The 13,313-nt window shown below is 59.7% G+C and carries 13 protein-coding genes; 10 read left to right on the top strand and 3 right to left on the bottom strand.

Annotated elements, in window-relative coordinates; all coding sequences use genetic code 11:
• Positions 1-41 precede the first annotated feature (41 nt).
• The 10 genes from PH562_RS13175 to recO all read left to right on the top strand — a co-directional run bounded on the left by PH562_RS13175 (position 42) and on the right by recO (position 8,790).
• The gene (locus PH562_RS13175; protein WP_113229504.1) at positions 42-2,273 is read left to right on the top strand and encodes a RelA/SpoT family protein; all 2,232 of its coding nucleotides are present in this window, start codon (positions 42-44) and stop codon (positions 2,271-2,273) included.
• Between the two features lie 191 nt (positions 2,274-2,464).
• Positions 2,465-2,614, top strand: a complete 150-nt coding sequence (locus PH562_RS13170) for a DUF3563 family protein (protein ID WP_015339295.1) — start codon at positions 2,465-2,467, stop codon at positions 2,612-2,614.
• A gap of 220 nt (positions 2,615-2,834) precedes the next feature.
• A complete protein-coding gene (locus PH562_RS13165; protein ID WP_069616144.1) occupies positions 2,835-3,422 on the top strand; it encodes a DUF2062 domain-containing protein in 588 nt (195 codons plus the stop codon).
• A gap of 39 nt (positions 3,423-3,461) precedes the next feature.
• Entirely contained in the window at positions 3,462-3,866 is a 405-nt protein-coding gene (acpS, locus tag PH562_RS13160; RefSeq protein ID WP_285173567.1) for a holo-ACP synthase, read from the top strand.
• A 114-nt stretch (positions 3,867-3,980) separates the two neighbouring features.
• Entirely contained in the window at positions 3,981-4,727 is a 747-nt protein-coding gene (gene lepB / locus PH562_RS13155) for a signal peptidase I (protein WP_113229506.1), read from the top strand.
• Entirely contained in the window at positions 4,724-5,443 is a 720-nt protein-coding gene (rnc, locus tag PH562_RS13150; protein ID WP_285173566.1) for a ribonuclease III, read from the top strand. Before lepB ends, rnc begins: the two co-directional genes overlap by 4 nt.
• 20 nt (positions 5,444-5,463) lie before the next feature.
• Positions 5,464-6,408 (top strand): GTPase Era, encoded by a 945-nt coding sequence (era, locus tag PH562_RS13145; RefSeq protein WP_113229507.1) that lies wholly within the window; start codon positions 5,464-5,466, stop codon positions 6,406-6,408.
• An 87-nt stretch (positions 6,409-6,495) separates the two neighbouring features.
• Positions 6,496-7,251 (top strand): Crp/Fnr family transcriptional regulator, encoded by a 756-nt coding sequence (locus tag PH562_RS13140; protein ID WP_113229508.1) that lies wholly within the window; start codon positions 6,496-6,498, stop codon positions 7,249-7,251.
• Positions 7,252-7,580: 329 nt separating this feature from the next.
• Entirely contained in the window at positions 7,581-7,952 is a 372-nt protein-coding gene (locus PH562_RS13135; protein ID WP_113229509.1) for a response regulator, read from the top strand.
• Between the two features lie 58 nt (positions 7,953-8,010).
• Positions 8,011-8,790: a DNA repair protein RecO gene (recO, locus tag PH562_RS13130; protein ID WP_285173565.1), complete on the top strand. Its 780-nt coding sequence runs from the start codon at positions 8,011-8,013 to the stop codon at positions 8,788-8,790.
• A gap of 30 nt (positions 8,791-8,820) precedes the next feature.
• Here the strand turns inward: recO and PH562_RS13125 are convergent, their stop codons facing one another.
• The 3 genes from PH562_RS13125 to PH562_RS13115 all read right to left on the bottom strand — a co-directional run bounded on the left by PH562_RS13125 (position 8,821) and on the right by PH562_RS13115 (position 13,160).
• Complete coding sequence (locus PH562_RS13125; protein WP_285173564.1) at positions 8,821-9,669, bottom strand: MOSC domain-containing protein; 849 nt, start codon at positions 9,667-9,669, stop codon at positions 8,821-8,823.
• Positions 9,670-9,678: 9 nt separating this feature from the next.
• Entirely contained in the window at positions 9,679-10,332 is a 654-nt protein-coding gene (locus PH562_RS13120; RefSeq protein ID WP_483315345.1) for an HD domain-containing protein, read from the bottom strand.
• Between the two features lie 68 nt (positions 10,333-10,400).
• Entirely contained in the window at positions 10,401-13,160 is a 2,760-nt protein-coding gene (locus tag PH562_RS13115) for a DUF2339 domain-containing protein (protein ID WP_483315346.1), read from the bottom strand.
• Between the last annotated feature and the right edge of the window lie 153 nt (positions 13,161-13,313).

Below are 13,313 nucleotides of genomic sequence, written 5' to 3'. Positions count from 1 at the left end.
TATGACTGGCGCGCTTTTGTTTTTGCTGGAGTAGCTTTGGAATGATGCGGCAATACGAGCTTGTCGAGCGCGTGCAGAAATACAAGCCCGATGCCAACGAAGCTCTCCTCAACAAAGCCTATGTTTATGCGATGCAGAAGCATGGCCAGCAGAAACGTGCCAGCGGCGACCCCTATATTTCCCATCCTCTGGAAGTTGCTGCCATCCTGACGGACATGCGCCTCGATGAATCGACCATCGCGGTCGCTCTTCTCCACGACACGATCGAGGATACGACGGCGACGCGTGCGGAAATCGACGAGATGTTCGGCGAGGACATCGGCCGTCTGGTCGAGGGCCTGACGAAGATCAAGAAGCTGGATCTCGTCACCAAGAAGGCCAAGCAGGCCGAAAACCTGCGCAAGCTGTTGCTCGCCATTTCCGACGACGTGCGCGTGCTTCTGGTGAAGCTTGCCGACCGCCTGCACAATATGCGCACGCTCGATCACATGTCGCCGGAAAAGCGCGCTCGCATCTCCGAAGAGACGATGGAAATCTATGCGCCACTTGCCGGCCGCATGGGTATGCAGGACATGCGCGAGGAGCTGGAGGAGCTTTCCTTCCGCCATATCAATCCGGAAGCGCATGACACCGTCACCAAGCGCCTGGAAGAGCTTTCGCGGCGCAACGAGGGCCTAGTCAAGAAGATCGAGACCGAACTACGTGATCTGCTTGTTGCCAACGGCCTTGCCAACGCCATGGTCAAGGGCCGGCTGAAGAAGCCCTATTCGGTCTTTCGCAAGATGCAGTCAAAGTCGCTCTCCTTCGAGCAGCTTTCCGATGTCTACGGCTTCCGCCTTCTCGTCGACGATATCCCGTCCTGTTACCGTGCGCTCGGCATCGTGCATACCCGTTGGCGCGTCGTTCCCGGACGGTTCAAGGACTATATCTCGACGCCGAAGCAGAATGATTATCGCTCGCTGCACACAACGATCGTCGGCCCCTCCAGCCAGCGCATCGAGCTGCAGATCCGCACGAAGCGTATGCATGAGATCGCCGAATTCGGTATTGCCGCCCACACGCTCTATAAGGATGGTACAAATAGCAACGGCAACGGTGCGGATGGTGAGCTCCTGTCGCGGGAAAGCAATGCCTATTCCTGGCTGCGCCACACGATCGAAGCGCTGGCCGAAGGCGACAGCCCGGAAGAATTCCTCGAGCACACGAAGCTCGAACTGTTCCAGGATCAGGTCTTCTGCTTCACGCCCAAAGGCAAGCTGATCGCCCTGCCGCGCGGCGCGACGCCGATCGACTTTGCCTATGCTGTCCACACCAATATCGGCGACACCACAGTCGGCGCCAAGATCAACGGCCGCATCATGCCGCTGGTGACGCGGCTGAACAACGGCGATGAAGTCGAGATCATCCGCTCCGGCGTGCAGGTGCCGCCGGCCGCGTGGGAAGAGATTGTCGTGACAGGCAAGGCGCGTGCCGCCATTCGCCGCGCGACCCGCCTTGCCATCCGCAAGCAATATGCCGGCCTCGGCCATCGCATTCTGGAGCGCACCTTCGAGCGCGCCGGCAAAGTCTTCTCGCGCGATGCCCTGAAGCCGGCCCTACACCGCCTTGGCCAGAAGGACGTCGAGGATGCGATCGCTGCTGTCGGGCGAGGGGAGATGTCGTCGCTCGACGTTTTGCGCGCCGTCTATCCCGATCATCAGGATGAACGCGTGACCGTGAAGCCCGCCGGCGACGAGGGCTGGTTCAACGTCCGCAGCGCCTCGGGCATGATTTTCAAGATCCCGGGCAAGAACAAGGCCGAGATTTCCGACGGCGGCGATCTCGATGCGCCGCCGATCCGCGGCATCTCCTCGAATGTCGAGGTGCATTTCGCGCCGACCGGCGCCGTTCCTGGCGACCGTATCGTCGGCATCATGGAGAAGGGCAAGGGTATCACCATATATCCGATCCAGTCGCCTGTCCTGCAGCGGTTCGATGATGAGCCGGAACGCTGGATCGATGTGCGCTGGGATCTGGACGAAGCCAACAAGTCCCGCTTCGCCGCCCGCATTCTGATCAATGCCCTCAATGAGCCGGGCACGCTTGCAAAGGTGGCGCAGACCGTGGCGGATGTGGACGTCAATATCCGCGTGCTCAACACCGTTCGGGTTGCGGCCGATTTCACCGAAATGGCTCTCGACGTCGAAGTCTGGGATCTGCGTCAGCTCAACCAGCTTCTGGTGCAGCTCAAGGAACTCGACTGCATTGCGACGGTAAAACGCCTCTACGAGTGAGATCTGCCGGATTGCTGTCGGTCTGAGGCAGGCTGCATATTTTGTGATCATTTTATGACCAAATTCGAGCGTCTTTTCGGATAGATATGCAGTCTATGCATGGCTGTGTATATTTTAGAGCGGTGGTAATTAACCTTTGTCGCGCCTATCTTCTGGTCATCGAAGAAACGAAACTGAGATGAGAGAAGACAATGTTTAGCCCGATCAAGAAAATCGCCCGTGCCCTGCGTGTTCCGAGTGTTGAAGAGCGCGAAATGGCTTACCTGAATGGCTCGCATGACCGTTTTGACCTTGAGTATCGTCAGCGTCAGGTCGACCGCGGTCTGTTCCGCACGCGTTAATCGCTGCTAATACTTGAAAGACCAAGAGGGGCGCGTCGTTATTGCGCCCTTGGAGCATCCCGATCTTGCGGGATTGCTTCCGGTAAATGAAGAGAGCGCCCATTTTCTGCGCGTCGCGCAGATGACGTTCCAAAAAGAGCCGCACTTTCGGTTCTTAATCGGTGCATGATACGTTCGGTCGCTCTTGTCACGACGGCCCCCATTGCACTAGATAAGCCGCATGCTGTTTCGTCGCCGAAAACCACTGACATTCAAGGAAAAGTTGCGGGAGCACCTTTGGCCGCGCAAGGGTTTTGTCCGCTCGTTCCAATATTTCGGTAAGCGCCTCGTTCGCCTTGCCGCTTCACCGCATTCGGTTGCAGCCGGCTTTGCAGCTGGTATCGTCGTGTCTTGGACACCGTTCATCGGTGTGCATTTCGTCATGGCGATCATCATAGCCTATCTCGTCGGCGGCAATGTCATTGCCTCCGCGCTCGGCTGTCTGGCTGCCGGCAATCCGATCACCTATCCCTTCATCTGGGCTTTGACCTGGGAAATCGGTCATCTGATCCTGGCGCGTGACAGCGGCGGCCAGGGCGGCAGCATCGATCTGCCGGCGCTGTGGCACAAGGGCGATCTCACGCAAATCTGGGATCCGGTTTTGAAGCCGATGCTGATCGGCGGCATTCCGCCCGCCATCGTGACGGGTGTGATTGTCTATGCGCTGACCTATTATGGTGTGAAGACATTCAAGACGCGCCGCAAGGAGCGCCTGATGGAACGTGCCCGCGAGCGGCTGGCGCTCGCCGAAAACGCATCGAGCGTCTGACGTGCCTGACCTCGTTCGGACCGCCAGGAGGGCCTTCCCATGATCATCGGCATAGGCAGTGATCTTATCGACATCCGCCGGGTCGAGAAGACGATCGAGCGTTTCGGCGCCCGGTTCACCGAGCGCTGCTTTACCGATATCGAGCGCGCCAAGTCCGAGCGCCGCAAGAACAGGGCGGCTTCCTATGCCAAGCGCTTTGCCGCCAAGGAAGCCTGCTCCAAAGCTCTGGGTACCGGGTTGGCGCAGGGTGTCTTCTGGCGCGACATGGGGGTCGTCAATCTGCCAAGCGGCAAGCCGACGATGCAATTGACCGGCGGTGCCGCCGAAAGAGTGGCAGCTATGTTGCCGCCAAATCATCGCGCCGCCATTCATTTGACGATAACAGATGATTTTCCTCTTGCTCAGGCCTTTGTGATCATCGAAGCACTGCCGCTAGATGCCTGAATCACGACTGTATGTCGCTTTTGGCATCCGCGCCATTGCCGCGATGATATGAAGCGAGTAGAGAGTGCCTGAATGCAAGTGCGCCGGTGGGGTGCGAAAAAGGAATAAGACTGCGTGTCCGAGAAAGCCGTAAAACAGCAGAACGCCCTGTGGGAGAACATCAAGGTCATCGTTCAGGCGCTTGTCCTAGCCATGATCATCCGCACATTTCTCTTTCAGCCATTCACCATCCCGTCAGGCTCGATGATGCCGACGCTTCTTGTCGGCGATTACATCTTCGTCAACAAGTTCGCCTACGGCTATTCCAAGTATTCAATGCCGTTCTCGCCGGATCTGTTCAGCGGCCGCATCTTGGGCAGCGAGCCAAAGCGTGGCGACGTCGTGGTCTTCCGCTTCCCGCCAAATCCTGATGTCGACTACATCAAGCGCGTGATCGGTCTGCCGGGCGACCGCATCCAGGTCAAGAACGACATCCTCTACATCAACGGTCAGGCCGTTCCGCGCGAGCCGCACGGCACCTTCTCGTCGGACTATAGCCAGGAGCCGGGCGACAACATCGCCGTCTATAGCGAGCGTCTGCCGGATACCGGCAAGGTCTTTGACACGCTGGATCTCTCGCCGAATTCGCGTGGCGACAACACTCAGGAATATGTCGTTCCGCCGGGCCATTATTTCATGATGGGCGACAATCGCGACAATTCCGACGACAGTCGTTTCGATGTCGGCTATGTCCCTGCCGAGAACCTGATCGGCCGCGCCAGCATCATCTTCTTCTCGCTGGGTCACGATACCTCGTTCCGTGAAATCTGGAAATGGCCGACCAACATGCGTTGGGACCGTATTTTCAAGGTTGTCGAATGAGTAAGGCGCAGACGCTCTCCCAGGCGGATCGTGCCAGGCTTGAGGTCGTTATCGGCCACGAATTCGCCGAAAAGGAGCGTCTCGACCGCGCGCTGACCCATGCCAGCGCGCGGACGCACAAGACGGGCAACTATGAACGGCTGGAATTTCTCGGCGACCGTGTTCTCGGCTTGTGCATCGCAGAGTTGCTTTTCAAGACCTTCGGCGCAGCGACGGAAGGCGAGCTTTCGGTACGTCTCAACCAGCTGGTGAGTGCAGAAACCTGCGCCGAAGTCGCCGATGAGATGGAGCTGCATCTCTATATCCGCACCGGCGCTGACGTGAAGAAACTGACGGGCAAGCGCATGCTCAACGTGCGCGCCGATGTCGTCGAAAGCCTGATTGCAGCACTCTATCTGGATGGCGGGCTCGAAGTCGCCCGCGCCTTCATCCTGCGTTTCTGGGAGCGCCGCGCTATTCGGCCGGAAGGCGCAAGGCGCGACGCGAAGACGGAATTGCAGGAATGGGCGCATGCGAAATTCGGCGTCACTCCGGTCTACAGGGTTGATGATCGTAGCGGACCGGATCATGATCCACGCTTCACTGTGACGGTAGAAGTGAAGGGAACAGCGCCTGAAACGGGAATAGAACGCTCCAAGCGTGCGGCCGAACAGATGGCGGCGACACGGATCCTGGAACGCGAAGGTATATGGCAGCCTCAGTTGACTGAGAAGTGACTGCCGGAGAATAGTGGAAAATGACCAATCAGCAGGACACGCCCGCCGAAGACGGCGCGGTTGAACATATTGGCCCAACGCATTCGGGCTTCGTCGCTCTTATCGGCCCCACTAATGCCGGTAAGTCGACGTTGGTCAATCGGCTCGTGGGCGCAAAGGTCTCGATCGTCAGCCACAAGGTGCAGACGACGCGCGCCATCGTGCGCGGCATTGCCATTCACAACAACGCGCAGATCGTCTTCATGGACACGCCCGGCATCTTCAAGCCGCGCCGCCGGCTTGATCGCGCCATGGTGACGTCCGCTTGGGGCGGAGCCAAGGATGCCGACCTCATCATGCTGTTGATCGACAGCGAACGTGGTCTGCGCGGCGATGCCGAGGCCATCCTGGAAGGACTGAAGGACGTTTCCCAGCCGAAGATCCTGGTCTTGAACAAGATCGACCGCGTCCGCCGCGAGGACCTGCTGGCGCTTGCTGCCGCCGCCAATGAGAAGATCGCTTTCGAGCAGACCTTCATGATCTCGGCGGAGAACGGCTCTGGCTGCGACGACGTGATGGACTATCTGGCAAAGACCCTACCGGAAGGTCCCTGGTATTATCCTGAGGATCAGATTTCGGACCTGCCGATGCGCCAGCTCGCCGCCGAAATTACCCGGGAAAAGCTGTTTTTGCGCCTGCACCAGGAGCTTCCCTATTCCTCGCATGTCGAGACCGAGAAATGGGAAGAGCGAAAGGATGGCTCGGTTCGCATCGAACAGGTGATCTATGTCGAGCGCGATAGCCAGAAGAAGATTGCGCTCGGCAAAGGTGGCGAGACGATCAAGGCGATTTCGACCGCGTCGCGCAAGGAACTCTCCGAAATTCTGGAGCAGCCCGTGCACCTCTTCCTCTTCATCAAGGTCCGCGAAAACTGGGGCGATGACCCCGAGCGCTTCCGAGAAATGGGCCTCGACTTCCCGCATTGATCTGCGCTTGCGTTCCTCGAACGCTTTATATTACAGTGGCTTATAGGGGCATATTCTGTTTGCCGCTGTAATTTGAGGGGTTGTATCATGGCGAAGGCAGCCGGGACGGTCCATGGACGGCGCACGCCTTGCCAGCAATGTCCGCTGAGATCCCTGCCTCATTTCCGAGAGTTCGAGCGTGACGAGCTGAATTTCATCAGCGGCTTCAAGAAGGGTGAGCTTCTTGTCGATGCCGGTGCCACGATCTTCCTCGAAGGCGCGCATAGCGCTCACCTTTTCACCATCCTCTCCGGCTGGGGCTTCCGGTACAAGACACTGGAAGACGGCCGCCGCCAGATCCTGAACTACGTAATGCCCGGCGATCTCATCGGATTGCAGGGGTCGATCATGGGCGAGATGCAGCATTCGACGGAAGCACTCTCGCCAATATCGCTCTGTGTTTTCGAGCGCACGGAGCTGATGACGCTCTATAATTCTCATGCCTCGCTGGCCTATGATCTGACCTGGATCGCATCGCGCGAGGAGCGGATTCTCGATGAGCATCTGCTGAGCATCGGCCGCCGCTCCGCGATGGAGCGGGCAGCCTATCTCATTGCATATCTGCACCAGCGCGCCAGCACTCTGCGCCTTTTCAACGGCAGCAAGGTCATCCCCATCACGCAGCAGCATGTCGCCGATACGCTCGGCCTCTCGGTCGTCCATACCAATAAGACTTTGAAAAAGCTGGCGGCTCGAGGGTTGCTCCTTTGGCAGGAGAGGGGCTGCGAGGTTCTGGATGGGAAGGGGCTTGCAGAACTTGCAGGCTGGGACGGTTTTGATTCGGGCAAGCGCCCCTTCATCTGAGCTCGGTCTTTTGACAGACGGCATGTCTTTTTTAAATGCCGACAATAACTGTATCAGCATAGACTATCGTCATCGTCACTTTTCTACCAGTTTCACCTTTTACTAACCCCGGCTGAAGAAGCGATTGGAGCATGGTGACGAGCCCATAGTACCGCAGTGCAAAAAGTGCGAAGCGGGTTGGAGGCAAAGTCATGCCACAAGAGACTGAGCCAAGACGGATGGAGCAAACCATCCATTCAATACGGGCCGATGATTGGCGCCGGAGGGATAGATGCGGGACTTTTTACGGGCGGCGCCGGTGGGCGTATGCGTACAGGGATGGCGCTGATATGACGTTTCAGCGCGTGCTTATACTGGAAGACAATCTCATTATTGCAATGGAGACCGAGGAAATCCTTCGTCTTGTAGGCATTCAGCAGATTGAGATTGCTTCGAATCTGGAACAGGCGGTCAACGCGATCCATTCCGAACATTATGATTTTGCGATGCTTGACGTGAATCTCGGGGAGTCGACGAGTTTCGGCTTCGCCCGATTGCTGATGGAACGCGGCATTTCCTTCGGCTTCGTCAGCGGTTATTCCGATACGCTCGATTTTCCGGCTGATCTGCGGCATGTGCCGCTTTTGAACAAGCCTTTCGATGAGCAATCCATGCGCCTCTTCGTCGAGACGCTGGCCGGCAACTCTCCGCTCGCCATGTGACAGCGGCAGCCATTTGTCCTAAACTCGAATCGCAGAAATCTTTCGGGGCAGCCGGCCAATGCAATGGCAGGACCATGCGATCATTCTGGGTGTCAAACGTCTCGGCGAGACCAGCGTCGTCGCCGAGGTGATGACGCGTGCCCGTGGTCGCCATATGGGACTGGTGCGGTCCGGCCGCTCGCGTGCCATGCAGCCGGTACTGCAGGCCGGCAATCTCGTCGAAGTCACCTGGCGGGCGAGACTGCATGAGCATCTCGGCGAATTTCGCATGGAGCCGGTGACACTGAGGGCTGCACGGCTGATGGAGACAGCGACCGCCGTCTATGGCGTGCAGGCGATGGCCGCTTTGCTGCGGCTGCTGCCGGAGCGTGATCCGCATCCACATCTCTACGATGCGCTCGATGTCATCCTTGAAAACCTGCAGAATCCCGCAGATGCCGGCGAACTCTTCGTGCGCTTCGAGCTTGCCGTGCTGAACGATCTTGGTTTCGGCCTCGATTTGACGGAATGTGCGGCAACCGGCGTGCGCGAGGATCTGGCTTTCGTCTCGCCGAAGTCCGGCCGCGCCGTTTGCCGGGCGGCCGGCATGCCCTGGGCGGACAAGATGTTGGCATTGCCGCCGTTTTTGACGACCGGAGCCATGATAGCCGCGGATCGGGAAAGCCTTTCCGCCGCCTTCCGGCTGACCGGCTACTTTCTGCATCGCCACGTCTACGAGCCGCGTGGCATCGAGATCGCCGCGGCGCGCGACGGTTTCATGCAGGCCGCCTTGAAGGCGGTTGCTGTTGCTTCGCTGAACGAGGGTATCGCATCGCCGGGCCTTGTCGCCAAAGGCTGAGCTGGAAAAGACCTGCACATAGGATCAGTTTTAGCGCCGCTTGAGCGCCCAGCCCTCCGACCGCTCCTCGAGCACCGTCACGGTATCGCCGATCTTCACGGTACCTTCGCCGCGCGGTACGGCGTTCCAGCCGAAGAGCGGGCCGGGTACGCGCCGGTCGGCGGACATGCGGATGCGGCCCATGGCGGGCATGGGGTTCGGTACGTCACGCGAGCCGGTCTGCTGATCCTGCGTCGTCATGATGCAGCGCGAGCAAGGCTTGACAAGATCGAGACGGATGCCGCCGATTTCGATGGCGGCCCAGCGATCCTCCGGCCACTCCTCGTCGATATCGATGACGATGTTGGGCCGGAAGCGTTCCATGCCGACCGCGCCTTCGCCGTGAGCGGCGAGCTCGGCGTTGAGCGCGTTCAGCGAGCCGGTCGTCGTGACGAGAATCTGGTATCCGTCGGCAAAGGTGACAGGTGTATCCTCGCCGGCCCATTCCGGGTTAGCGATGCGCTTCGCGAGCCTGTCGAAGAAGACCATCCTGACCTCGCGATCCAGCCAGGCCGACAAGGCCTTGTTGGTTTCCTCATCCGCGACGGATGCGTTGACGGCCGATTTCCAGACGATGATGTCCATGCGGTTGTCGGGGTGTGGCGGCGGCACGATGATGTCGGATTTGCCCTCCATCTTCAGACGCAGATGGGAAGGCGCCGGCTGGATATCGATCCGCGCCAATGCCTGCAATTCGCGCTGGGTGATGAAGTTGCCCGAGGGATCGACCAGCATGGCGCGGCGATCACCCGCAAGACCGAAAGCATCGATGGCCGCCGACGGAATGGCGATGCCGCGGGCGCTCTTGAGGGGATAGATGAAAAGATCGCTGACGCGCATGGGTGGCCCTCAGATTTCGTCGATGAACATTGCCAGCACGGTCTTCAGCCGGTCATGCCGTGCACCGGCAAACCTGGCTCCGGTCTCGGTCTGGAATCCATCCGCCAGTTTGAACAGCTTTGTCTCGAAATGGTCAATGGCGAAGCGCTTGTCGTCAAGCGACCGCTCTTTCGCAAGCGGATCGAAGGGGTCGTAAAGGCCGGAGCCGAGACGGCCTGCAATGTAGAAGCAACGTGCCGCACCGACCATGCCGATCGCATCCAGCCGGTCGGCATCCTGCAGGGTCTTCGCTTCCAGTGTTTCCGGCGGCAGGTTGGCGGAGAAACTATGCGTGGTGATCGCATGCGCGGCGGCCGCGATATCCTCTTCCGACCAGCCGAGCTGTCGCAGGATGCCCGAAGCTTTCTCGGCCGCAAGCCGCGAGGCCTGCGCGCGATGCGGCGAATTCTTTTCGACGGCGACGCAATCATGCAGCAGCACGGCCGCGGCGAGAATGCGCGCATTGCCGCCTTCTTCGGCCTGGATGGCCATGGCATTGCGGAAGACGCGCAGAATATGGGCAATATCATGCGAACCATCATCGCCATCCGCTGCGTAGGGGATGAGATCCGCAGCCAGCGCTTCGAACGGGGCAAATGCCCGCGCCATCTTGTCAGTATCCATTGTTGCGCTTGCTCCGGAGTGATCAGTCGGTAGGTTTCCGTCCTACCCGGCGAAAGGATTCGCCGCAATCACTGCGTCTTCTTCTTGCGCGTCAGGATCCTCTGGTAGAATAGGCCGATACCGATCAGCACGGCGCCGAGGCCGATGAACGACAGCGCCCGCAGGAAGCCTTCGAGATTCGCCATATCGATCAGGAAGGCCTTGACGACGGCAATGAAGACCAGCACCGCCGAGGCGATGCGCAGGGTCCGGGCCTCGAAACGGGCGCCGAGCCCGAGAAGCGCGATGCCGATCAGCAGCCAGACGACGGAATAGGAATAGAGTTCGCCCTGAATGAAGCCGTTCCAGAAGGGAATGTACTCACCCTGCCAGAAGCGGCGCACTGACAAGGTTGCCCATGCGAAGGCCATCACGGCCGCCGCGACCGCCAGCATGCCGACATAGGGCAGAGGACGACGATTGCGGGCAAAGAGCGCCAGGCCGCCATAAGCGATACCAGGGAGGAGATAGGCGAGCAGCAACAGGTTGAAGAGCGGGATACGACCCGTGCTCTCGCCCGTCATGAACGGGTTCAGACTTAGCAGATGCAGGGTGAGGATCATTAAGACCGAAGCGACGCCGAGGGCCATGCCGCCGTAACGGAAGACAGGGCTTGCGGCGCTGAGATCGAGCGCCATCAGCGTTGCCGAAGCACCGATTGCCAGCAGCGTGTAGATCGACTGTTCCCCGAGCGTTGGAGCCGCATCGTTCAGAACGCCGCCGTTCATGGCGTGGCGCACGAGGATGGCGATCGTCGACAACACGAGGAAGCAGGCGAGCGCTTGCAAAGCATTGCGCAGCCGCAGGCTCGGCGAATCACGCGTGATGAACGCCGCAAGGACGGCAAGGGCGGCCGGAATGCCGTAACCGGCAAGCAGCATGTTGAAGACCGGCGTCGTCCCAAGTTCCGACGGATCGACGATCGTCGGCTGCCAGGCGATGCGCCCCATGGCGATGACGAGCGCGGCAACCATGGTCCAGGGCAGAACGAGCCAATTGCGCAAGCGCCCCGCCAAAAGATAGGCGATACCGAGAATCGGCAGCAGGATCGTCGCGGTGGCATGATGTGCAAGCGTATGCACGGCGAAGACGGCCGCGGCAAACGAGCCGGCCGCGAGGATGTTCGTCGGCAGGTTCAGCCCCTCTTCGCCGCGGCGATCCTGCCATTCGGCAAGCCCGATAAGAACTAGTGCCAGTCCGATGCCGTAGAGCCCATGCAGCCAGTCGAGCGTCCAGTTGCCGAAATTGACGAAGCTGATCGTCGCGATCGCCAGCGGCGTGGCGGCCATGACAAGGCTCCAAAGCGCGGCATAGGGTTTCTCATGCGCGGCGAAACGCCGGAGGAAGAAGGCGCCGATCAGTACAAAGAGGGCGCCGAGGCCGAGGACCTCATAGAGCACCGTGCTCTGCAGGCTGGCAGTTCCATCCGTACCCGTGGATCCGATCCCGGCAATCCAGTTGGTCAGAATGCCGGACGCGCCGACGACGGCGACAAGCGCGGACAGGATCGTTGCCCAGGCCGCGTGCAGGCGACCGGCACCGAAGGCCGCAACCGCCGCAACGATCGCTGCGAACATGAACGTGGCGTCGACAATAGGATATCCCTGTTGAAGGCTGTAGGTGATGAGGCAGAGAGATACCGTGAGCGCACCGATCGCGGCCGTCAGCGTCATGCCGAGGGGCTGTCGGGCGAGAAATGCCGCCCATTCCATGCCGGCGCTTACTCGCTGGGGCATATCTTCGGCCGGTGTCGTTGTTGCGTCTTCTTTCTCCGCTTCTGAGATCGGATAGCGCCCCGGCCAAAGGAAGATGGTACCGCCGATCATGGCCAGCATGGTAAGCGTAACCGGCGTCAGATCAACGGCGGTGCTGAAGGTGATGTAGAGCAGGGGCCAGAGGCTCAGTAGCCCATTCGCGAGGGATGGGACAATCACCCAGCGGCGCAGGCGCGACGCCAGCAGGGTCGCAAGCCAGGTCAGAACGAGATAGCCGAAGAGAATCCATGGTCTTGGCGCAGTCGATGCGATCAGGGCGGGAGTTGCCATCGACGCCAGCAGGCCGAGGCCGGCAAGCGCCTGCCCATGCAGCAGCGATAGGCCGAGGGTGACGAGCGAGATCAGCGCGAGAAGAATGAAGGCGGTTGTGGGGCCGATGAATTCGTAGACGGCATGCGCCGCATAGGTAGAGCCGAACAGGGCGACGACGCCGGCCGCCGTCAAGACGCCGGGGATCATCGCATTCTGGAAAGCATTGTTCAGAACCGGCGCGGCGCGGCGACGGATCACTTCGCCGGCGGCAATCAGGACGAGACCGAAGAGCGCCGCAAGAACAAGCCGGACACCGGGGCTGAGAAGACCGCTCTCGATCGAATATTTGACCATGAAGATGCCGCCGAACGCCAGCGCAATGCCGCCGACCCAGACGGCCCAGCGCGCGCCGATCGTGCTCTCCAGGCTTTCCTTGGTCTGCACGGATGTCTGGGCGGCAAGAGGGTCGGCCTCTTCCTCGACCGCATCGGCGACATTGTTTGCGGCGAGGACCGGCTGCTCGATATCAGGCGCGGAAGTGGCTTCGATCGCCGCTTTCGGCTCCTCTTCGACAGGCTGCGCGGCAGCAAGAGCCATCGAATCCGTCGCGGGAGCCGATTCGCCCGTTTCCGTCGTCAGCACCTTGCCCGCGAGAGCATTTTGCAGCTCCTGAACGCGCGCTTCCAGCTGCTTTATCCTTAGGTTGTGGCCCCGCAGTACCAGGATGCCGACGACCAGGATGACGAGCGGTAACAATTCCATCATGCCTTCTCCATGGGCGATCATCCGTAGCATATACGAAACCGCCCGCCGGGTAAGGTCGGATGGTCAGATTCCCCTATGATTCCAGTGGATTATGCCGGATTATCTTATAACGGATTGCAAGGGAAACATTAGGAAATTCAGATTTGCCAC

It is taken from the genome of Rhizobium centroccidentale (genome assembly GCF_030182565.1).
Lineage (GTDB): Bacteria > Pseudomonadota > Alphaproteobacteria > Rhizobiales > Rhizobiaceae > Rhizobium.
This window is presented reverse-complemented; position numbering and strand designations above follow the sequence as displayed.

Bases quoted from the DNA above. Each gene is read 5' to 3' on its own strand.
- PH562_RS13175 (WP_113229504.1), top strand. From the start codon at position 42: ATGATGCGGCAATACGAGCTTGTCGAGCGCGTGCAGAAATACAAGCCC.
- PH562_RS13170 (WP_015339295.1), top strand. From the start codon at position 2,465: ATGTTTAGCCCGATCAAGAAAATCGCCCGTGCCCTGCGTGTTCCGAGT.
- PH562_RS13165 (WP_069616144.1), top strand. From the start codon at position 2,835: ATGCTGTTTCGTCGCCGAAAACCACTGACATTCAAGGAAAAGTTGCGG.
- acpS (WP_285173567.1), top strand. From the start codon at position 3,462: ATGATCATCGGCATAGGCAGTGATCTTATCGACATCCGCCGGGTCGAG.
- rnc (WP_285173566.1), top strand. From the start codon at position 4,724: ATGAGTAAGGCGCAGACGCTCTCCCAGGCGGATCGTGCCAGGCTTGAG.
- era (WP_113229507.1), top strand. From the start codon at position 5,464: ATGACCAATCAGCAGGACACGCCCGCCGAAGACGGCGCGGTTGAACAT.
- PH562_RS13140 (WP_113229508.1), top strand. From the start codon at position 6,496: ATGGCGAAGGCAGCCGGGACGGTCCATGGACGGCGCACGCCTTGCCAG.
- PH562_RS13135 (WP_113229509.1), top strand. From the start codon at position 7,581: ATGACGTTTCAGCGCGTGCTTATACTGGAAGACAATCTCATTATTGCA.
- recO (WP_285173565.1), top strand. From the start codon at position 8,011: ATGCAATGGCAGGACCATGCGATCATTCTGGGTGTCAAACGTCTCGGC.
- PH562_RS13125 (WP_285173564.1), bottom strand. From the start codon at position 9,669: ATGCGCGTCAGCGATCTTTTCATCTATCCCCTCAAGAGCGCCCGCGGC.
- PH562_RS13120 (WP_483315345.1), bottom strand. From the start codon at position 10,332: ATGGATACTGACAAGATGGCGCGGGCATTTGCCCCGTTCGAAGCGCTG.
- PH562_RS13115 (WP_483315346.1), bottom strand. From the start codon at position 13,160: ATGGAATTGTTACCGCTCGTCATCCTGGTCGTCGGCATCCTGGTACTG.